The organism is Oryzihumus leptocrescens (assembly GCF_006716205.1).
Taxonomy (GTDB): domain Bacteria; phylum Actinomycetota; class Actinomycetes; order Actinomycetales; family Dermatophilaceae; genus Oryzihumus; species Oryzihumus leptocrescens.
This window is the reverse complement of the sequence record NZ_VFOQ01000001.1, coordinates 3,135,210-3,152,211: the sequence shown is the minus strand read 5'-3', so window position 1 is coordinate 3,152,211 and position 17,002 is coordinate 3,135,210. Positions and strand designations below refer to the sequence as shown.

Annotated in this window: 30 protein-coding genes; all 30 read left to right on the top strand. The window is 67.2% G+C overall.

Going from position 1 to position 17,002, the window contains the following annotated elements; genetic code table 11:
• Positions 1 to 94 precede the first annotated feature (94 nt).
• The 30 genes from tuf (at position 95) to rpsD (ending at position 16,841) form a co-directional block, all read left to right on the top strand.
• Positions 95 to 1,288, top strand: a complete 1,194-nt coding sequence (tuf, locus tag FB474_RS14890) for an elongation factor Tu (RefSeq protein WP_141789356.1) — start codon at positions 95 to 97, stop codon at positions 1,286 to 1,288.
• Positions 1,289 to 1,810: 522 nt separating this feature from the next.
• Positions 1,811 to 2,119, top strand: a complete 309-nt coding sequence (gene rpsJ / locus FB474_RS14885) for a 30S ribosomal protein S10 (protein ID WP_009775966.1) — start codon at positions 1,811 to 1,813, stop codon at positions 2,117 to 2,119.
• A gap of 11 nt (positions 2,120 to 2,130) precedes the next feature.
• The gene (gene rplC, locus FB474_RS14880) at positions 2,131 to 2,787 is read left to right on the top strand and encodes a 50S ribosomal protein L3 (protein ID WP_185746185.1); all 657 of its coding nucleotides are present in this window, start codon (positions 2,131 to 2,133) and stop codon (positions 2,785 to 2,787) included.
• 5 nt (positions 2,788 to 2,792) lie between these two features.
• Positions 2,793 to 3,548 (top strand): 50S ribosomal protein L4, sunset domain variant, encoded by a 756-nt coding sequence (gene rplD, locus FB474_RS14875; RefSeq protein WP_141789355.1) that lies wholly within the window; start codon positions 2,793 to 2,795, stop codon positions 3,546 to 3,548.
• Positions 3,545 to 3,847, top strand: coding sequence for a 50S ribosomal protein L23 (rplW, locus tag FB474_RS14870; protein WP_141789354.1), 303 nt, complete (start codon positions 3,545 to 3,547; stop codon positions 3,845 to 3,847). The genes rplD and rplW overlap by 4 nt, the downstream gene beginning before the upstream one ends.
• Positions 3,848 to 3,900: 53 nt before the next feature.
• Positions 3,901 to 4,737, top strand: a complete 837-nt coding sequence (gene rplB, locus FB474_RS14865; RefSeq protein WP_141789353.1) for a 50S ribosomal protein L2 — start codon at positions 3,901 to 3,903, stop codon at positions 4,735 to 4,737.
• A gap of 15 nt (positions 4,738 to 4,752) precedes the next feature.
• Complete coding sequence (rpsS, locus tag FB474_RS14860) at positions 4,753 to 5,034, top strand: 30S ribosomal protein S19 (protein ID WP_141789352.1); 282 nt, start codon at positions 4,753 to 4,755, stop codon at positions 5,032 to 5,034.
• A 60-nt stretch (positions 5,035 to 5,094) separates the two neighbouring features.
• Positions 5,095 to 5,469, top strand: a complete 375-nt coding sequence (gene rplV / locus FB474_RS14855; RefSeq protein ID WP_141789351.1) for a 50S ribosomal protein L22 — start codon at positions 5,095 to 5,097, stop codon at positions 5,467 to 5,469.
• Complete coding sequence (rpsC, locus tag FB474_RS14850; protein WP_141789350.1) at positions 5,469 to 6,290, top strand: 30S ribosomal protein S3; 822 nt, start codon at positions 5,469 to 5,471, stop codon at positions 6,288 to 6,290. The genes rplV and rpsC overlap by 1 nt, the downstream gene beginning before the upstream one ends.
• The gene (gene rplP / locus FB474_RS14845; RefSeq protein ID WP_141789349.1) at positions 6,290 to 6,709 is read left to right on the top strand and encodes a 50S ribosomal protein L16; all 420 of its coding nucleotides are present in this window, start codon (positions 6,290 to 6,292) and stop codon (positions 6,707 to 6,709) included. Before rpsC ends, rplP begins: the two co-directional genes overlap by 1 nt.
• Positions 6,709 to 6,945 carry a 50S ribosomal protein L29 gene (gene rpmC / locus FB474_RS14840; RefSeq protein ID WP_141789348.1) on the top strand — a complete coding sequence of 79 codons (237 nt, stop codon included), beginning with the start codon at positions 6,709 to 6,711 and terminating at the stop codon, positions 6,943 to 6,945. The genes rplP and rpmC overlap by 1 nt, the downstream gene beginning before the upstream one ends.
• A gap of 5 nt (positions 6,946 to 6,950) precedes the next feature.
• On the top strand, positions 6,951 to 7,238 hold the full coding sequence (gene rpsQ / locus FB474_RS14835) for a 30S ribosomal protein S17 (RefSeq protein ID WP_141789347.1): 288 nt from the start codon (positions 6,951 to 6,953) through the stop codon (positions 7,236 to 7,238).
• 118 nt (positions 7,239 to 7,356) lie between these two features.
• Entirely contained in the window at positions 7,357 to 7,725 is a 369-nt protein-coding gene (gene rplN / locus FB474_RS14830; protein ID WP_141789346.1) for a 50S ribosomal protein L14, read from the top strand.
• 3 nt (positions 7,726 to 7,728) lie between these two features.
• A complete protein-coding gene (gene rplX, locus FB474_RS14825; protein ID WP_221632549.1) occupies positions 7,729 to 8,094 on the top strand; it encodes a 50S ribosomal protein L24 in 366 nt (121 codons plus the stop codon).
• 2 nt (positions 8,095 to 8,096) lie between these two features.
• Positions 8,097 to 8,657 (top strand): 50S ribosomal protein L5, encoded by a 561-nt coding sequence (gene rplE, locus FB474_RS14820; RefSeq protein WP_141789345.1) that lies wholly within the window; start codon positions 8,097 to 8,099, stop codon positions 8,655 to 8,657.
• Positions 8,658 to 8,659: 2 nt separating this feature from the next.
• Positions 8,660 to 8,845, top strand: a complete 186-nt coding sequence (locus FB474_RS14815; RefSeq protein WP_050347855.1) for a type Z 30S ribosomal protein S14 — start codon at positions 8,660 to 8,662, stop codon at positions 8,843 to 8,845.
• 82 nt (positions 8,846 to 8,927) lie between these two features.
• Positions 8,928 to 9,326: a 30S ribosomal protein S8 gene (gene rpsH, locus FB474_RS14810; protein WP_141789344.1), complete on the top strand. Its 399-nt coding sequence runs from the start codon at positions 8,928 to 8,930 to the stop codon at positions 9,324 to 9,326.
• 23 nt (positions 9,327 to 9,349) lie between these two features.
• On the top strand, positions 9,350 to 9,889 hold the full coding sequence (gene rplF / locus FB474_RS14805) for a 50S ribosomal protein L6 (RefSeq protein WP_141789343.1): 540 nt from the start codon (positions 9,350 to 9,352) through the stop codon (positions 9,887 to 9,889).
• Between the two features lie 3 nt (positions 9,890 to 9,892).
• Entirely contained in the window at positions 9,893 to 10,267 is a 375-nt protein-coding gene (gene rplR / locus FB474_RS14800; RefSeq protein WP_281286346.1) for a 50S ribosomal protein L18, read from the top strand.
• 43 nt (positions 10,268 to 10,310) lie between these two features.
• Positions 10,311 to 10,940: a 30S ribosomal protein S5 gene (gene rpsE / locus FB474_RS14795; protein WP_141789342.1), complete on the top strand. Its 630-nt coding sequence runs from the start codon at positions 10,311 to 10,313 to the stop codon at positions 10,938 to 10,940.
• The gene (gene rpmD, locus FB474_RS14790; protein ID WP_141789341.1) at positions 10,940 to 11,122 is read left to right on the top strand and encodes a 50S ribosomal protein L30; all 183 of its coding nucleotides are present in this window, start codon (positions 10,940 to 10,942) and stop codon (positions 11,120 to 11,122) included. The genes rpsE and rpmD overlap by 1 nt, the downstream gene beginning before the upstream one ends.
• A 2-nt stretch (positions 11,123 to 11,124) precedes the next feature.
• Positions 11,125 to 11,580 carry a 50S ribosomal protein L15 gene (rplO, locus tag FB474_RS14785; RefSeq protein WP_141789340.1) on the top strand — a complete coding sequence of 152 codons (456 nt, stop codon included), beginning with the start codon at positions 11,125 to 11,127 and terminating at the stop codon, positions 11,578 to 11,580.
• Positions 11,581 to 11,773: 193 nt separating this feature from the next.
• Positions 11,774 to 13,075, top strand: coding sequence for a preprotein translocase subunit SecY (gene secY, locus FB474_RS14780; RefSeq protein WP_141789339.1), 1,302 nt, complete (start codon positions 11,774 to 11,776; stop codon positions 13,073 to 13,075).
• Positions 13,075 to 13,638: an adenylate kinase gene (locus FB474_RS14775; RefSeq protein ID WP_141789338.1), complete on the top strand. Its 564-nt coding sequence runs from the start codon at positions 13,075 to 13,077 to the stop codon at positions 13,636 to 13,638. Before secY ends, FB474_RS14775 begins: the two co-directional genes overlap by 1 nt.
• Positions 13,639 to 13,642: 4 nt before the next feature.
• On the top strand, positions 13,643 to 14,485 hold the full coding sequence (gene map, locus FB474_RS14770; RefSeq protein ID WP_141789337.1) for a type I methionyl aminopeptidase: 843 nt from the start codon (positions 13,643 to 13,645) through the stop codon (positions 14,483 to 14,485).
• A 224-nt stretch (positions 14,486 to 14,709) separates the two neighbouring features.
• Entirely contained in the window at positions 14,710 to 14,931 is a 222-nt protein-coding gene (infA, locus tag FB474_RS14765; RefSeq protein ID WP_006946284.1) for a translation initiation factor IF-1, read from the top strand.
• Positions 14,932 to 15,028: 97 nt separating this feature from the next.
• Positions 15,029 to 15,142 carry a 50S ribosomal protein L36 gene (gene rpmJ / locus FB474_RS14760; RefSeq protein WP_010148647.1) on the top strand — a complete coding sequence of 38 codons (114 nt, stop codon included), beginning with the start codon at positions 15,029 to 15,031 and terminating at the stop codon, positions 15,140 to 15,142.
• 192 nt (positions 15,143 to 15,334) lie between these two features.
• Positions 15,335 to 15,715, top strand: coding sequence for a 30S ribosomal protein S13 (gene rpsM, locus FB474_RS14755; RefSeq protein WP_141789336.1), 381 nt, complete (start codon positions 15,335 to 15,337; stop codon positions 15,713 to 15,715).
• 89 nt (positions 15,716 to 15,804) lie between these two features.
• Positions 15,805 to 16,212, top strand: coding sequence for a 30S ribosomal protein S11 (rpsK, locus tag FB474_RS14750; protein ID WP_091756329.1), 408 nt, complete (start codon positions 15,805 to 15,807; stop codon positions 16,210 to 16,212).
• A 20-nt stretch (positions 16,213 to 16,232) separates the two neighbouring features.
• Positions 16,233 to 16,841, top strand: coding sequence for a 30S ribosomal protein S4 (gene rpsD, locus FB474_RS14745; RefSeq protein ID WP_141789335.1), 609 nt, complete (start codon positions 16,233 to 16,235; stop codon positions 16,839 to 16,841).
• The last annotated feature ends 161 nt before the right edge of the window (positions 16,842 to 17,002 follow it).

Here is a 17,002-nt window from a genome sequence, read left to right as displayed (position 1 = left end):
GGGATAGACTCCCCGTCGCGCATCACCACCCCAGACGTCGCCACGTCCTGCTTGGCCGTACGGCGTTACACAACAAGTCCTGAGGAGGACCCCAGTGGCGAAGGCGAAGTTCGAGCGGACCAAGCCGCACGTCAACATCGGCACCATCGGTCACATCGACCACGGTAAGACGACGCTGACGGCAGCGATCTCCAAGGTCCTGCACGACAAGTACCCGGACCTGAACCCCTTCACGCCGTTCGACGAGATCGACAAGGCGCCGGAGGAGAAGCAGCGCGGTATCACCATCTCCATCGCGCACATCGAGTACCAGACCGAGGCGCGTCACTACGCCCACGTCGACTGCCCGGGTCACGCTGACTACGTCAAGAACATGATCACCGGTGCTGCTCAGATGGACGGCGCGATCCTCGTGGTCGCCGCCACCGACGGCCCGATGCCGCAGACGAAGGAGCACGTCCTCCTGGCCCGCCAGGTCGGCGTCCCCTACATCGTCGTGGCGCTCAACAAGGCCGACATGGTCGACGACGAGGAGATCCTGGAGCTCGTCGAGATGGAGGTCCGTGAGCTGCTGTCGTCCTACGAGTTCCCGGGCGACGACCTGCCGGTCGTGCGTGTCTCGGCGCTGAAGGCGCTCGAGGGCGACGCCGAGTGGGGCAACAAGCTCATGGAGCTGATGGACGCGGTTGACGAGTCCATCCCGCAGCCGGAGCGCGAGGTCGACAAGCCGTTCCTCATGCCCGTCGAGGACGTCTTCACGATCACCGGTCGTGGCACCGTCGTCACCGGTCGTATCGAGCGCGGCATCCTCAAGGTCAACGAGGAGATCGAGATCGTCGGCATCAAGGAGGCTTCCTCCAAGACGACGGTCACCGGCATCGAGATGTTCCGCAAGCTGCTCGACGAGGGTCGTGCGGGTGAGAACGTCGGTCTGCTCCTGCGTGGCACCAAGCGCGAGGACGTCGAGCGCGGCCAGGTCATCTGCAAGCCGGGCTCGATCACCCCGCACACCGAGTTCGAGGCGAACGTCTACATCCTGTCCAAGGACGAGGGTGGCCGTCACACGCCGTTCTACGACAACTACCGTCCGCAGTTCTACTTCCGTACGACTGACGTGACCGGCGTTGTCCACCTGCCCGAGGGCACCGAGATGGTCATGCCCGGTGACAACACCGAGATGAAGGTCGACCTGATCCAGCCCATCGCCATGGAGGAGGGCCTGCGCTTCGCCATCCGCGAGGGCGGCCGTACCGTCGGCGCGGGCCGCGTCACCAAGATCCTCAAGTGATCTGACGCGACACCAGCACCACCCAGCGGGGCCCGGACTTCGGTCCGGGCCCCGCTGTCCGTTTCAGGACCCACAGCGAGGTCGGTTCCCGGTGCACAGGCTTGTCCCCTCCGCGGAGCGCGGGCGGTGGCCCCCCGGGCCGTCAAGGGAGCTTGCGAGCAGGCCCAAGGGCCACTGCCTGGGCGAAGCCAGCCGGAAGCCGCGCGGGAGGCCGGCCGAGCGGCATACCACCGATTTGGTCGGATGGGTGGGGCTCTGGCACACTAGACCGGTTGCTTGACGCGCGGTGAAGGCCAATGCCCGCACCGCCGCCCCTTGGCGGCCACGGCCTGCATGACAGGTCGCCGGTACGGAGGGAAGCGCAAGCCCCGGTTCTACGGGGTCTCAGATCGACCAGAGTGGCGCAGCGGGTTTCCGCATGCGCCGCGGAACGCACCGGGTGCGACACACCCGACCGCGGGGGTCGGAGGCCTACGAATCGGCCATGAACAGCTGTACGACGAGAGAGAGTCAGACGAAGCGATGGCGGGACAGAAGATCCGCATCCGACTGAAGTCGTATGACCACGAGGTCATCGACAACTCGGCGCGCAAGATTGTCGACACGGTGACCCGGGCGGGAGCGACCGTTGTCGGTCCGGTTCCGCTGCCGACGGAGAAGAACGTCTTCGTCGTCATCCGGTCGCCGCACAAGTACAAGGACAGCCGCGAGCACTTCGAGATGCGCACGCACAAGCGTCTGATCGACATCATCGACCCGACGCCCAAGGCCGTCGACTCGCTGATGCGTCTCGACCTGCCGGCTGACGTCAACATCGAGATCAAGCTCTGAGGACGCCGACGATGACCAACGCTACGAAGCGCAGCGTCAAGGGCGTGCTTGGCGAGAAGCTCGGTATGACCCAGGTTTGGGACGCCGACAACCGCCTCGTGCCCGTGACGGTGATCAAGGCCGGCCCCTGCGTCGTGACGCAGGTGCGCAACGCCGAGACCGACGGCTACGACGCGGTCCAGATCGCCTTCGGCGCGATCGACCCGCGCAAGGTGAACAAGCCCATGACGGGCCACTTCGAGAAGGCCGGCGTGACGCCGCGCCGCCACCTGGTGGAGCTCCGCACCGCGGACGCCGCTGACTACTCCCTGGGCCAGGAGCTCACGGTCGAGACGTTCGAGACCGGCCAGGAGATCGACGTCATCGGCACCACCAAGGGCAAGGGCCACGCCGGTGTCATGAAGCGTCACGGCTTCAAGGGTGTGAGCGCCTCCCACGGTGCGCACCGCAACCACCGCAAGCCCGGTTCCATCGGTGGCTGTGCGACCCCCGGTCGTGTCTTCAAGGGCATGCGGATGTCGGGTCGCATGGGCGGCGTTCGCCAGACCACCCAGAACCTCACGATCCACGCCGTGGATGCTGACAAGGGTCTGCTGCTGATCAAGGGTGCCGTCCCCGGCCCCCGCGGCGGCATCGTCCTGGTGCGCACGGCTGCCAAGGGAGCCTGATCGCCATGACGACGATTGACATCATCAGCCCCCAGGGCAAGAAGACCGGCTCGGTGGACCTGCCGGGCGAGGTCTTCGACGTCCAGACCAACGTGCCCCTGATCCACCAGGTGGTCGTTGCGCAGCTGGCCGCCGCTCGTCAGGGCACGCACTCCACCAAGACCCGCGGCGAGGTCCGCGGTGGTGGCCGCAAGCCCTACAAGCAGAAGGGCACCGGCCGCGCCCGCCAGGGCTCGACCCGCGCGCCGCAGTTCGCCGGCGGTGGCACCGTCCACGGCCCGCAGCCGCGCGACTACGCCCAGCGGACCCCCAAGAAGATGAAGGCTGCTGCCCTGCGCGGCGCCCTCTCCGACCGGGCCCGCCACGGCCGCATCCACGTCTTCAGCGCTCTCGTCGAGGGCGACGCCCCGTCGACCAAGTCGGCGTGGGCGATCCTGGACGGCGTGTCCGAGCGCAAGAACCTCCTCGTCGTGGTCGAGCGCAACGACGCCACGTCGTGGAAGAGCCTGCGCAACCTGGAGAACGTCCACGTCCTGGTCCCGGACCAGCTCAACACGTACGACGTCCTCTGCGCCGACGACATCGTCTTCACCGAGGGTGCGCTGAGCACCTTCCTGGCCGGCCCCGTCAAGGGCAAGGCCGCTGCCGAGGCTGAGGTCGTCGTCGAGGTCGAGGAGGCCCCCGAGGCCCCCAAGGCCAAGAAGCCGGCCAAGAAGGCTGCGGCGAAGAAGGCCGAGTCCGCTGAGGAGGACACCAAGTGAGCAACCTGGGCAAGGACCCGCGCGACATCCTGCTCGCGCCGGTCGTGTCGGAGAAGTCCTACGGGCTGCTCGACGAGGGCAAGTACACCTTCGTCGTCGACCCGCGGGCCAACAAGACCGAGATCAAGATCGCGGTCGAGCGGGTCTTCGGCGTCAAGGTCGACTCGGTCAACACGCTGAACCGCCAGGGCAAGACCCGTCGCACCCGCTTCGGCATCGGCAAGCGCAAGGACACCAAGCGCGCCATCGTCACCCTGAAGGAAGGCTCGATCGACATCTTCGGGGGACCGGTCGCCTGACCGGGTCCACCAAAGACTGATCGAGACGATTAGGGAACTGAGGATCACAGACAATGGGTATCCGTAAGTACAAGCCGACGACGCCTGGTCGTCGTGGCTCGAGCGTCGCGGACTTCGTGGAGATCACGCGGTCGACGCCCGAGAAGTCACTGGTCCGCCCGCTCTCCAAGAGCGGCGGCCGTAACAGCGCGGGTCGCATCACGACGCGCCACATCGGTGGCGGTCACAAGCGCGCCTACCGCGTGATCGACTTCCGTCGCCACGACAAGGACGGCGTGCCGGCCAAGGTCGCTCACATCGAGTACGACCCCAACCGCACGGCGCGCATCGCCCTCCTGCACTACGCGGACGGCGAGAAGCGCTACATCCTGGCGCCGAACAAGCTCAAGCAGGGCGACCCGATCGAGAACGGTCCGGGCGCCGACATCAAGCCGGGCAACAGCCTGCCGCTGCGCAACATCCCCGTGGGTACGGTCGTGCACGCGATCGAGCTCCGTCCCGGTGGCGGCGCCAAGATCGCCCGCTCCGCCGGTGCGCGCGTCCAGCTCGTCGCCAAGGACGGTCCCTACGCCCAGCTGCGTATGCCGTCCGGTGAGATCCGCAACGTCGACGCGCGCTGCCGCGCGACCGTCGGCGAGGTCGGCAACGCCGAGCAGAGCAACATCAACTGGGGCAAGGCCGGCCGCATGCGCTGGAAGGGCAAGCGCCCGACCGTCCGTGGTGTGGCCATGAACCCGATCGACCACCCGCACGGTGGTGGTGAGGGCAAGACCTCCGGTGGTCGTCACCCGGTCAGCCCCTGGGGCCAGGCCGAGGGCCGTACCCGGCGCCCCAACAAGGAAAGCGACAAGCTCATCGTGCGTCGCCGTCGTACTGGCAAGAAGCGCTGATAGGAGCCCACGAAAATGCCTCGTAGCTTGAAGAAGGGCCCCTTCATCGACGACCACCTTCAGAAGAAGGTGGACGCCCAGAACGAAGCGGGCACCAAGAACGTCATCAAGACCTGGTCGCGCCGGTCCATGATCAACCCCGACATGCTGGGCCACACCCTCGCGGTGCACGACGGCCGCAAGCACGTCCCGGTGTTCGTGACCGAGTCGATGGTCGGCCACAAGCTCGGTGAGTTCGCGCCGACCCGCACGTTCAAGGGTCACGAGAAGGACGACAAGAAGGGTCGCCGCCGCTAAGCGGTGGTCCACAACCCACAACACCATTCGAAGAACTTCGAACGAAAGCAAGGGACAGCGATGGAAGCCAAGGCGCAGGCGCGGCACGTCCGTGTCACGCCCCAGAAGGCCCGCCGCGTCGTGGACCTGATCCGTGGCAAGCAGGCGACCGAGGCCGTGGCGGTGCTGCAGTTCGCACCGCAGGCCGCGAGCGAGCCGATTCGCAAGGTGCTCGAGAGCGCCATTGCGAACGCTCGCGTGAAGGCCGACAAGGCAAATGAAGCATTCGACGAGCGTGGCCTGGTCATCAGCGCCGCCTACGTCGACGAAGGTCCGACGATGAAGCGGTTCCGGCCGCGTGCTCAGGGTCGTGCCTACCGCATCCGCAAGCGCACCAGCCACATCACCGTGCACGTTGCGCTGCCGGAGAACGCGACTAAGGGAGGAACCCGCTAATGGGTCAGAAGGTCAACCCGCACGGCTTCCGCCTGGGCATCACGACCGAGCACAAGAGCCGGTGGTTCGCCGACAGCACCAAGACGGGTCAGCGTTACCGCGACTACGTCAAGGAGGACGTCGCGATCCGCAAGCTCATGTCCTCGGGCATGGAGCGGGCCGGCATCTCCCGTGTGGAGATCGAGCGCACGCGTGACCGCGTCCGCGTCGACATCCACACCGCCCGTCCGGGCATCGTCATCGGTCGCCGTGGCGCCGAGGCGGACCGGATCCGTGGCGAGCTGGAGAAGCTCACCGGCAAGCAGGTCCAGCTGAACATCCTCGAGGTCAAGAACCCCGAGACCGACGCTCAGCTGGTCGCCCAGGGCATCGCCGAGCAGCTCTCGGCCCGTGTCTCCTTCCGCCGCGCGATGCGCAAGGGCATGCAGTCCGCCCTGCGCGCCGGCGCCAAGGGCATCCGGGTGCAGTGCTCCGGCCGTCTCGGCGGCGCCGAGATGTCCCGCTCGGAGTTCTACCGCGAGGGTCGTGTGCCGCTGCACACGCTGCGCGCGAACATCGACTACGGCTTCTACGAGGCCCGTACGACGTTCGGCCGCATCGGCGTGAAGGTCTGGATCTACAAGGGTGACGTCACGGCCAAGGAGCTCGCCCGCGAGCAGGCCGCCGCGCCGCGCCCGGCGCGTGGTCCCCGTCGTGACGGCGCCGAGCGTCCGGCCCGCGGCCGTCGCCCCGCCCGCACCGAGGCCACCGAGGCCCCGGCCAGCGAGGCCCCCGCGACGACCGAGGCTCCGGCTGCGAGCACCGAGGGAGCTGAGTCCTGATGTTGATTCCTCGTCGAGTCAAGCACCGCAAGCAGCACCACCCGGGTCGTTCCGGCGCTGCCAAGGGCGGCACCACGATCGCGTTCGGTGACTACGGCATCCAGGCCCTCGAGCCCGCCTACGTGACCAACCGTCAGATCGAGTCCGCTCGTATCGCGATGACCCGTTACATCAAGCGTGGCGGAAAGGTCTGGATCAACATCTACCCGGACCGCCCGCTCACCAAGAAGCCCGCCGAGACCCGCATGGGTTCCGGTAAGGGTTCCCCGGAGTGGTGGATCGCCAACGTGAAGCCGGGTCGTGTCATGTTCGAGCTCTCCGGTGTTCCGGAGCCCATCGCCCGTGAGGCCATGCGTCTGGCGATGCACAAGCTGCCGATGAAGTGCCGCTTCGTTCGGCGTGAGGGTGGTGACATCTGATGGCAGTCGGTTCCAAGGACCTGACTCCCTCCTCGCTGCGTGGTCTCGAGGACGACCGTCTGGTCGACGAGCTGCGCAAGGCCAAGGAGGAGCTGTTCAACCTCCGCTTCCAGTCGGCCACCGGTCAGCTGGAGAACCACGGCCGTCTGCGCGCCGTCCGCAAGGACATCGCCCGGATCTACACCGAGATGCGTGAGCGCGAGCTCAACATCGGTCGGTCCGAGAAGGCGGAGTGACGACCATGAGCGAGAACAAGCAGGAGAGCACTGTGAGCGACGAGCGCAACTACCGCAAGACGCGCCAGGGCTACGTCGTCAGCGACAAGATGGACAAGACCGTCGTGGTCGAGGTCGAGGACCGCGTCAAGCACGCGCTCTACGGCAAGGTCATGCGTCGCAGCCACAAGGTCAAGGCGCACGACGAGGCCAACTCGGCCGGTGTCGGCGACCGCGTCCTGATCATGGAGACCCGTCCGCTCTCGGCCACCAAGCGCTGGCGCGTGGTGGAGATCCTCGAGCGCGCCAAGTAAGCAGAACCCCAGCGGGAGGCGGGTGGCCCTGGGCCACCCGCCGCCCCCGGGCCAATGACCATAGATCCGTTCCGCAAGGCTCAGTGATGAGAACCAGCGCGACGACAGGAGTTCGACAGTGATCCAGCAGGAGTCGCGACTGCGTGTCGCCGACAACACCGGTGCCAAGGAGATCCTTTGCATCCGTGTTCTCGGTGGCTCGGGTCGTCGGTACGCCGGCATCGGTGACGTCATCGTCGCCACCGTCAAGGACGCCATCCCCGGCGGCAACGTCAAGAAGGGCGACGTCGTCAAGGCCGTCATCGTGCGCACCACCAAGGAGCGCCGTCGGCCGGATGGTTCCTACATCCGCTTCGACGAGAACGCGGCCGTCATCCTCAAGGGTGACGGTGACCCGCGTGGCACCCGCATCTTCGGCCCGGTGGGCCGCGAGCTGCGCGAGAAGAAGTTCATGAAGATCATCTCGCTCGCTCCGGAGGTGCTGTAACTCATGGCGAAGATGAAGATCAAGAAGGGTGACCTGGTTCAGGTCATCAGCGGTCGCGCGCAGAAGAACGGCGGCGACCGGGGCAAGCAGGGCAAGGTCATCGCGGTCTACCCCGACACCCAGCGCGTGCTGGTCGAGGGCATCAACCGGATCACCAAGCACACCAAGGCCGGCACCACCGGTCGTGGCGCCCGCACCGGCGGCATCGTGACCCAGGAGGCGCCGATCCACGTGAGCAACGTGCAGATCGTCGACCCGGAGACGAAGAAGCCGACCCGCATCAAGACCCGCGTCGAGACGGTGGAGCGTGACGGCAAGACCAAGACCGTCCGTACCCGCGTCGCCGTGCGTTCCGGTAAGGACCTGTGAACATGACTGAGACCGCTACCAAGCCGCGCCTGAAGGCGCGCTACGCCGACGAGATCAAGCCGGCGCTGCTGCAGGAGTTCGGCTACGCGAACGTCATGCAGGTGCCCGGTGTCGTCAAGGTGATCGTCAACATGGGTGTCGGTGACGCTGCGCGCGACGCCAAGCTCATCGAGGGCGCGGTCCGCGACCTGTCGGCCATCACCGGCCAGAAGCCGGTCGTGACCAAGGCCCGCAAGTCGATCGCGCAGTTCAAGCTCCGCGAGGGCATGCCCATCGGCGCGCACACCACGCTGCGCGGCGACCGCATGTGGGAGTTCCTGGACCGTCTGCTGTCCGTCGCCCTGCCGCGCATCCGCGACTTCCGCGGCCTGTCGCCCAAGCAGTTCGACGGCCGCGGCAACTACACGTTCGGCCTGACCGAGCAGTCGATGTTCCACGAGATCGACCAGGACAAGATCGACCGCGTCCGGGGTATGGACATCACGGTCGTCACGACGGCGACCAACGACGACGAGGGTCGTGCGCTGCTGCGTCACCTCGGATTCCCGTTCAAGGAGAACTGATCGTGGCCAAGACCGCGCTGATCAACAAGGCGAACGCCAAGCCCAAGTTCAAGGTTCGCGCCTACACCCGCTGCCAGCGGTGCGGCCGTCCGCACTCGGTCTACCGCAAGTTCGGCCTGTGCCGTGTGTGCCTTCGCGAGATGGCCCACCGCGGCGAGCTGCCCGGTGTGACGAAGAGCAGCTGGTAACCCACAACAAACCTCTTACACCGTAGGTCGGCGGCAGAACGTGTGTCGCTGAAACCCCGGTGAGGAAGGGCGGAGAAGCCCAATGACAATGACAGACCCGATTGCGGACATGTTGACCCGCGTCCGGAACGCCAACTCGGCGCACCACGACGTGGTCTCCATGCCGTTCTCCAAGCTCAAGTCTCACATCGCTGAGATCCTCCAGGCCGAGGGCTACATCGCCGGCTGGAAGGTCGAGGACGCCGAGGTCGGCAAGACCCTGACGATCGACCTGAAGTACGGCCCGAACCGCGAGCGTTCCATCGCCGGCGTCCGTCGGGTGTCCAAGCCCGGTCTGCGCGTCTACGCGAAGTCGACGAACCTGCCCAAGGTCCTCGGCGGTCTCGGTGTGGCCATCATTTCCACGTCGTCCGGCTTGCTCACCGACAAGCAGGCGGCCAAGAAGGGTGTAGGCGGAGAAGTCCTCGCCTACGTCTGGTAACAGGAAGAGGAGGAAAGAACCCCATGTCCCGTATTGGACGACTTCCTGTTTCCGTGCCCGCCGGCGTCGACGTCAGCATCGACGGCCAGGCCGTCACGGTCAAGGGTCCCAAGGGTCAGCTGCAGCACGTCGTGGCTGCGCCGATCACGGTCAACAAGGCCGAGGACGGTGCCGTCGAGGTCAAGCGCCCGAACGACGAGCGCAACTCGCGTTCGCTGCACGGCCTGACCCGCACGCTGATCAACAACATGGTGCTCGGTGTGACCGAGGGCTATGAGAAGAAGATGGAGATCCACGGCACGGGTTACCGCGTGACCGCCAAGGGCAGCGACCTCGAGTTCGCCCTCGGTTACAGCCACCCGATCACCGTGAAGGCGCCCGAGGGCATCTCCTTCACCGTCGAGAACCCCACCCGCTTCGCGGTCCAGGGCATCGACAAGCAGCTGGTCGGCGAGGTCGCCGCCAACATCCGCAAGCTGCGCAAGCCCGACCCGTACAAGGGCAAGGGCGTGCGGTACGCCGGCGAGCAGATCCGTCGCAAGGTCGGAAAGGCTGGTAAGTAAGCCATGGCAATGATCATCAAGCGCGCGAAGAGCAAGAGCGCCGCTCGCGGTCGTCGCCACCTGCGCGTCCGCAAGAAGGTCAACGGCACCGCGCTGCGTCCGCGCATGGTGGTGTCGCGCTCGAGCCGTCACGTCTTCGTCCAGATCGTCGACGACACCGTGGGCAAGACCCTGGCGTCGGCCTCCACGATGGAGGCGGACCTGCGGTCCTTCGACGGCGACAAGTCGGCCAAGTCCCGCAAGGTCGGCGAGCTCCTCGCCGAGCGTGCGAAGGCTGCCGGCGTCGAGGCCGTCGTGTTCGACCGTGGTGGCAACCGCTACCACGGCCGTATCGCGGCGATCGCCGACGGTGCCCGCGAGGGTGGGTTGGCTCTGTGATGACCCACACCGCTGTCGAGATTTCAGAGAAGAGGAACGTCTGATGGCTGGACCCCAGCGCCGAGGCGCCACCGGCGCCGGCACTGCCGGCAACGAGCGCAGCGACCGCGGCAACCGTCGTGACCGCGACAACCGTCGCGACAACGCTGCGGAGAAGACCGCTTACGTCGAGCGCGTCGTGACCATCAACCGCGTCGCCAAGGTCGTCAAGGGTGGTCGTCGCTTCAGCTTCACCGCGCTGGTCGTGGTGGGCGACGGCGACGGCACCGTGGGCGTCGGCTACGGCAAGGCCAAGGAGGTGCCCGCGGCGATCGCCAAGGGTGTCGAGGAGGCCAAGAAGAACTTCTTCAAGGTCCCGCGCATCCAGGGCACCATCCCTCACCCGGTCCAGGGTGAGGCCGCCGCTGGCGTCGTGCTGCTCCGTCCGGCCGCTCCCGGTACCGGTGTCATCGCCGGTGGTCCGGTGCGCGCCGTCCTCGAGTGCGCCGGCATCCACGACGTGCTGTCCAAGTCCCTGGGCTCGGACAACGCCATCAACATCGTCCACGCGACGGTCGAGGCCCTGCAGGGTCTCGAGCGCCCCGAGGCGGTCGCTGCCCGTCGTGGCCTGCCGCTGGAGGACGTGGCCCCGGCCGCCCTGCTGCGTGCCCGTGCCGCGGGGGTGAGCGCCTGATGGCTCGTCTGAAGGTGACCCAGACCCGTTCAGAGATCGGTGGCAAGCAGAACCAGCGCGACACGCTGCGCAGCCTCGGTCTGAAGCGCATTGGCGACGTCGTCGTCAAGGAGGACCGCCCCGAGATCCGCGGGATGGTCCGCACGGTGACCCACCTGGTCACCGTCGAGGAGGTTGACTGATCATGGCCAAGGACCCGTCCGCGCTGAAGGTGCACCACCTTCGCCCGGCTCCTGGTGCCAAGACCGCCAAGACCCGTGTGGGCCGTGGTGAGGGCAGCAAGGGCAAGACCGCTGGCCGTGGTACCAAGGGTACGAAGGCGCGTTACCAGGTTCCGGAGCGCTTCGAGGGTGGGCAGATGCCGCTGCACATGCGGCTGCCCAAGCTTCGTGGCTTCAAGAACCCGTTCCGCACGGAGTACCAGGTCGTCAACCTCGACCGCATCTCCGCGCTGTACCCCGACGGTGGCGACATCACCGTCGAGGACCTGGTGGCCAAGGGTGCCGTCCGCAAGGGCGCGCCGGTCAAGGTCCTCGGCACCGGTGAGATCACCGTCAAGGTGAACGTCTCGGTGCAGAAGTTCTCGGCCTCGGCCAAGGACAAGATCGAGGCCGCCGGCGGTACGGCGACCGAGGTCTGACCTGACCGAAACGGTCGAACAACCGCATACTGAAGCTATTCGTCAGCGCCCCGGGCGCCGGGTCCGTGGGCCCGGAAGCCCGGGGCGCTGTCTAGGACGGTAATGTCGCCCGGGTGACCGGGGGACTGACCTGTCCCCCCGATCGTTCGTTCCATGACCAGGCCGCCGCAACGAGTGGCCCGCAGGAGGACCAGTGCTCACCGCTTTCGCCCGCGCGTTCAGGACGCCGGACCTGCGCAAGAAGCTCCTGTTCACGTTGGCGATCATGGCGGTGTTCCGGCTCGGCTCACTGGTGCCGACCCCGGGCGTCAGCTACACCCAGGTGCAAAGCTGCATCAAGGGCGCCTCGACCAGCGGCGTGCTCTCGCTGGTCAACCTGTTCAGCGGTGGTGCGCTGCTCCAGCTGTCGATCTTCGCGCTGGGGATCATGCCCTACATCACCTCGAGCATCATCATCCAGCTGCTCACCGTGGTGATCCCGCGCTTCGAGACCCTCAAGAAGGAGGGTCAGTCGGGCACGGCCAAGCTGACGCAGTACACCCGCTACCTCACCATCGGCCTGGCGGTCCTGCAGTCCGCGACCCTGGTGACCATCGCGCGCAACCCCAGCCAGCTGTTCGGGCCCTCGTGCACCAGCATCATGCCGGACGAGAGCCTGCCCACCATCCTCATCATGGTGCTCACGATGACCGCCGGCACCGGCGTCATCATGTGGCTCGGTGAGCTCGTCACCGACCGGGGCATCGGCAACGGCATGTCGCTGCTGATCTTCACCTCGATCGCCGCCCGCTTCCCGACCTCGCTGTGGGCGCTGCGCACCAAGGGCTGGGACAAGTTCATCATCGTCATCCTGCTCGGCCTGGTGATCATCGCCGCCGTCGTCTTCGTCGAGCAGTCCCAGCGCCGCATCCCGGTGCAGTACGCCAAGCGGATGATCGGGCGCCGGATGTACGGCGGCACGTCCACCTACATCCCGCTCAAGGTCAACATGGCCGGCGTCATCCCGGTCATCTTCGCCTCGTCGCTGCTGTCCCTGCCGTCGCTGATCGCGCAGTTCCAGCGCGGCACCGGCCGGCCGCCGGGCTGGGTGACCTGGGTGGACCAGAACCTCACCCGCGGTGACCACCCGATCTACATGCTCGCCTACGTCGGGCTGATCGTGTTCTTCACGTTCTTCTACGTGTCCATCACCTTCAACCCCGATGAAGTCGCCGACAACATGAAGAAGTACGGTGGTTTCATCCCGGGTATCCGGGCCGGGCGACCCACGGCCGAGTACCTCGACTACGTCCTGACCCGGATCACCGTGCCGGGCGCCCTCTACCTGGGGCTCATCTCCCTGATCCCGCTCATCGCCTTCGTCCTCGTCGGCGCTGACCAGAACTTCCCCTTCGGGGGCACCTCGATCCTGATCATCGTGGGTGTCGGCCTGGAGACGGTGAAGCAGATCGAGTCCCAGCTGCAGCAGCGTCACTACGAAGGGTTCCTCCGCTGATGCGTCTCATCATCCTCGGCCCGCCCGGAGCCGGTAAGGGCACCCAGGCTGCCCGGATCGCCGAGCGCCTGGGCATCCCGGCGATCTCGACCGGCGACATCTTCCGCTCCAACATCAAGAACGGCACCGCGCTCGGCAGGCAGGTCCAGGAGATCCTGGCGGCCGGCAAGTACGTGCCCGACGAGGTGACCAACGCGATCGTGCGTGACCGGTTGCTGCAGGACGACGCGAGCAAGGGCTTCCTGCTCGACGGCTACCCGCGCACCCAGGCCCAGGTGGCCGAGCTCGACGCCATGCTCGCCGAGGGCGGGCACCAGCTCGACGCCGTGCTCGAGCTGACCGCCGACACCGACGAGGTCGTGGCGCGGCTGCTGAAGCGGGCCGAGCTCGAGGGGCGCGCCGACGACACCGAGGAGGTCATCCGCCACCGCCAGGAGGTCTACGTCGAGGAGACCGCGCCGCTGGCCGCGGTCTACCGCGAGCGTGGGCTGCTGCGCCAGGTGGACGGCATGGGCGACGTGGACACCGTCACCGCCCGCCTCGAGCACGCACTGGGCGCCTGACCCCGTGTTCGGACGCAACCGGCTCGACGTCAAGACCCCCGACCAGATCCGGCGCATGCGACGCGCCGGGCTGGTCGTGGGGGAGACCCTTGCCCTGCTGCGTGAGCAGGTCCGCGCCGGGATGACCACCGCCGACCTCGACCGCATCGCCGAGGAGCACATCCGCGGCGCAGGGGCGACCCCGTCGTTCCTGGGCTACCACGGCTTCACCGGCACGCTGTGCGTCAGCGTCAACGACGAGGTCGTCCACGGCATCCCGGGCAGCCGCGAGCTGCGCGACGGTGACCTGGTCTCCATCGACTGCGGCGCCATCGTCGACGGGTGGCACGGCGACGCCGCCATCTCGCTGGTCGTCGGCGGCCGCGGGGCCGGCAGCCCGGCCGACCTGGCGCTCATCGACGCCACCGAGGCCTCCATGTGGGCCGGCATCGCCGCCCTCAAGGTCGGCTCCCCGCTGTATGCCGTGGGCGCGGCTGTCGAGGACGCGGTCACCAAGGCGGCCGCCGACGACGGCGCCACCTACGGCATCGTCGAGGACTACGTCGGGCACGGCATCGGCACCGAGATGCACCAGGACCCGCAGGTGCCCAACTACCGCGTCCGGGACAAGGGCCCCACCGTGCGGTCCGGCCTGACCGTCGCGATCGAGCCGATGGTCACGCTGGGATCCGCCGACACCGCGGTCCTGGAGGACGACTGGACCGTCGTCACGACCGACGCCTCGCGCGCAGCGCACTGGGAGAACTCCGTGGCCGTCACCGACGAGGGCCTGTGGGTGCTCACCGAGCTCGACGGCGGCAAGGCGCGGCTGGAAGCCCTCGGCGCGGCATACGCGCCCCTGGACTGAGCACCTCACGGTCCTGACCTGCCCCGATCCGCCGTCCGCCGATTTCTCCTCCTGTGGGGGATGGCGTAGGCTAGTGCGTCGGCTCACGAATGTCTCGTTCCAGGTCTGTGCGGGTTCGCCCGCAGAGGCGCCGGGACGTGCCTTTCGTCGTGCCGGATGAAACATCAGTGGCCACACTGACCGGTCCCACCCGGGGCCGGCTCGTTCGACGGATTGCGGAGGATATGGCCAAGAAGGACGGTGTCATCGAGATCGAGGGCACGATCGTCGAGGCTCTGCCGAACGCGATGTTCCGCGTGGAGCTGACCAACGGTCACAAGGTTCTTGCCCACATCTCGGGCAAGATGCGCCAGCACTACATCCGGATCCTCCCCGAGGACCGCGTCGTGGTGGAGCTCTCCCCGTATGACCTGACCCGCGGCCGCATCGTCTTCCGTTACCGCTGAGCGGGAGCTTCATCACTCCCGATCCCAACCAACTCCTCGGGGCTCGGTCGCGCACGCGGCCGGGAGGCGAGGGGCCCGATCTACAGACAGCAGGCAGATGAAGGTTCAGCCGAGCGTCAAGAAGATCTGCGACAAGTGCAAGGTGATCCGCCGTCACGGCCGGGTCATGGTGATCTGCGAGAACCTGCGCCACAAGCAGCGCCAGGGCTGAGCACCACCCACCGAGCACGACCCGCGGTCTCTCGAGAACGCACAGACACAACGCAGCGCCCGACCCCAGGACCCGTCCTGGACGTCACCCCCGGCACGGAGGCCGGGGACCGTGGGCCCGGGACCATTCCCGGGTCGGAAGCGGACCGGCGTTGCTCCAGACCTCCGTGTTGATCAGGAGAACTGACACAAGATGGCACGTCTTGTTGGTGTTGACCTCCCGCGCGAGAAGCGCGTCGAGATCGCACTCACCTACATCTTCGGCGTGGGTCGCACCCGCGCGAAGGAGACCCTGGCGGCGACGGGGGTCAACCCCGACACCCGCGTCCGCGACCTCGGCGACGAGGAGCTCGTGAAGCTCCGCGACTACCTCGAGGGCAACTTCAAGGTCGAGGGTGACCTCCGCCGTGAGGTCGCCGCCGACATCCGTCGCAAGGTCGAGATCGGCAGCTACGAGGGTCTTCGTCACCGTCGTGGCCTGCCCGTCCGCGGTCAGCGCACGAAGACCAACGCGCGCACCCGCAAGGGCCCGAAGCGCACCGTGGCCGGCAAGAAGAAGGCCGGCAAGAAGTAAGTCCGCTCGTGATCCGATCGCCGCGCTGCGCATATCGCGGCCGGCGAACCGAGTCGGACCACACTTCAACCACGTAGGAGATCTACCGCATGCCTCCCAAGAGCCGTACGGCTGCGGGCGCCAAGAAGGTGCGCCGCAAGGAGAAGAAGAACGTCGCCCACGGGCACGCTCACATCAAGAGCACGTTCAACAACACCATCATCTCGATCACCGACCCGACCGGGGCCGTGATCTCGTGGGCCTCTGCCGGCCAGGTCGGCTTCAAGGGCTCGCGCAAGTCCACCCCGTTCGCCGCGCAGATGGCCGCCGAGGCGGCCGCGCGTCGTGCCATGGAGCACGGCATGCGCAAGGTCGACGTCTTCGTCAAGGGCCCGGGCTCCGGTCGTGAGACCGCGATCCGCTCGCTGACCGCCACCGGCCTCGAGGTCGGCGCGATCAGCGACGTCACGCCCTCGCCGCACAACGGCGTCCGTCCGCCCAAGCGCCGTCGCGTCTGAGACCGGGAGAGAGATAAGACATGGCTCGTTACACCGGCCCCATCACCAAGAAGTCGCGTCGCCTCAAGGTCGACCTCGTCGGCGGCGACAAGAACTTCGAGCTCCGTCCCTTCCCGCCCGGCCAGCACGGCCGTCGCCGGATCCAGGAGAAGGAGTACCTCACCCAGCTGCAGGAGAAGCAGAAGGCCCGCTTCACCTACGGCGTCATGGAGAAGCAGTTCCGCGGTTACTACGAGGAGGCCTCGCGCCGCCCCGGCAAGACCGGTGAGAACCTGCTGCAGATCCTCGAGTCCCGCCTGGACAACGTGATCTACCGCGCCGGCCTGGCCCGGACCCGTCGCGCCGCCCGCCAGCTCGTGACCCACGGTCACTTCCTGGTCAACGGCGTCCGCGTCGACGTCCCGTCCTACCGGGTCTCGCAGTACGACATCATCGACGTCCGCCCGAAGTCGGCCGAGACCTTCCCGATCGAGCTGGCCCGCCAGACGTTCGGCGAGCGTCCCGTCCCGGCGTGGATGCAGGTCGTCCCGGGCTCCCTGCGGGTCCTCATCCACCAGCTGCCCGTGCGTGAGCAGATCGACACGATCCTCACCGAGCAGCTCATCGTGGAGCTCTACTCGAAGAACTGACGTTCTTCACCCGGTATGCCGGGTGGCCACCTCCCCCGGGAGGCAACCACCCGGCATACCCAGGGCTCGCGGCACGGACAGAGGTGCCACGGGTCGCGGACCATCACGGGTCCGCTGTTTCACGAGGCGTCAAATAGCGGTCGCCCGTGGGAAGGAAACTC

Bases quoted from the DNA above. Each gene is read 5' to 3' on its own strand.
- rpsJ (WP_009775966.1), top strand. From the start codon at position 1,811: ATGGCGGGACAGAAGATCCGCATCCGACTGAAGTCGTATGACCACGAG.
- infA (WP_006946284.1), top strand. From the start codon at position 14,710: ATGGCCAAGAAGGACGGTGTCATCGAGATCGAGGGCACGATCGTCGAG.
- FB474_RS14775 (WP_141789338.1), top strand. From the start codon at position 13,075: ATGCGTCTCATCATCCTCGGCCCGCCCGGAGCCGGTAAGGGCACCCAG.
- rpsM (WP_141789336.1), top strand. From the start codon at position 15,335: ATGGCACGTCTTGTTGGTGTTGACCTCCCGCGCGAGAAGCGCGTCGAG.
- rplE (WP_141789345.1), top strand. From the start codon at position 8,097: ATGACTGAGACCGCTACCAAGCCGCGCCTGAAGGCGCGCTACGCCGAC.
- rplX (WP_221632549.1), top strand. From the start codon at position 7,729: ATGGCGAAGATGAAGATCAAGAAGGGTGACCTGGTTCAGGTCATCAGC.
- rplC (WP_185746185.1), top strand. From the start codon at position 2,131: ATGACCAACGCTACGAAGCGCAGCGTCAAGGGCGTGCTTGGCGAGAAG.
- rpmC (WP_141789348.1), top strand. From the start codon at position 6,709: ATGGCAGTCGGTTCCAAGGACCTGACTCCCTCCTCGCTGCGTGGTCTC.
- rpsD (WP_141789335.1), top strand. From the start codon at position 16,233: ATGGCTCGTTACACCGGCCCCATCACCAAGAAGTCGCGTCGCCTCAAG.
- rpsK (WP_091756329.1), top strand. From the start codon at position 15,805: ATGCCTCCCAAGAGCCGTACGGCTGCGGGCGCCAAGAAGGTGCGCCGC.
- rpsC (WP_141789350.1), top strand. From the start codon at position 5,469: ATGGGTCAGAAGGTCAACCCGCACGGCTTCCGCCTGGGCATCACGACC.
- rplF (WP_141789343.1), top strand. From the start codon at position 9,350: ATGTCCCGTATTGGACGACTTCCTGTTTCCGTGCCCGCCGGCGTCGAC.
- rpsE (WP_141789342.1), top strand. From the start codon at position 10,311: ATGGCTGGACCCCAGCGCCGAGGCGCCACCGGCGCCGGCACTGCCGGC.
- rplP (WP_141789349.1), top strand. From the start codon at position 6,290: ATGTTGATTCCTCGTCGAGTCAAGCACCGCAAGCAGCACCACCCGGGT.
- rplB (WP_141789353.1), top strand. From the start codon at position 3,901: ATGGGTATCCGTAAGTACAAGCCGACGACGCCTGGTCGTCGTGGCTCG.
- rplD (WP_141789355.1), top strand. From the start codon at position 2,793: ATGACGACGATTGACATCATCAGCCCCCAGGGCAAGAAGACCGGCTCG.
- rpsQ (WP_141789347.1), top strand. From the start codon at position 6,951: ATGAGCGAGAACAAGCAGGAGAGCACTGTGAGCGACGAGCGCAACTAC.
- rplV (WP_141789351.1), top strand. From the start codon at position 5,095: ATGGAAGCCAAGGCGCAGGCGCGGCACGTCCGTGTCACGCCCCAGAAG.
- rpsH (WP_141789344.1), top strand. From the start codon at position 8,928: ATGACAATGACAGACCCGATTGCGGACATGTTGACCCGCGTCCGGAAC.
- rpmD (WP_141789341.1), top strand. From the start codon at position 10,940: ATGGCTCGTCTGAAGGTGACCCAGACCCGTTCAGAGATCGGTGGCAAG.
- rplR (WP_281286346.1), top strand. From the start codon at position 9,893: ATGGCAATGATCATCAAGCGCGCGAAGAGCAAGAGCGCCGCTCGCGGT.
- rplO (WP_141789340.1), top strand. From the start codon at position 11,125: ATGGCCAAGGACCCGTCCGCGCTGAAGGTGCACCACCTTCGCCCGGCT.
- rpsS (WP_141789352.1), top strand. From the start codon at position 4,753: ATGCCTCGTAGCTTGAAGAAGGGCCCCTTCATCGACGACCACCTTCAG.
- rpmJ (WP_010148647.1), top strand. From the start codon at position 15,029: ATGAAGGTTCAGCCGAGCGTCAAGAAGATCTGCGACAAGTGCAAGGTG.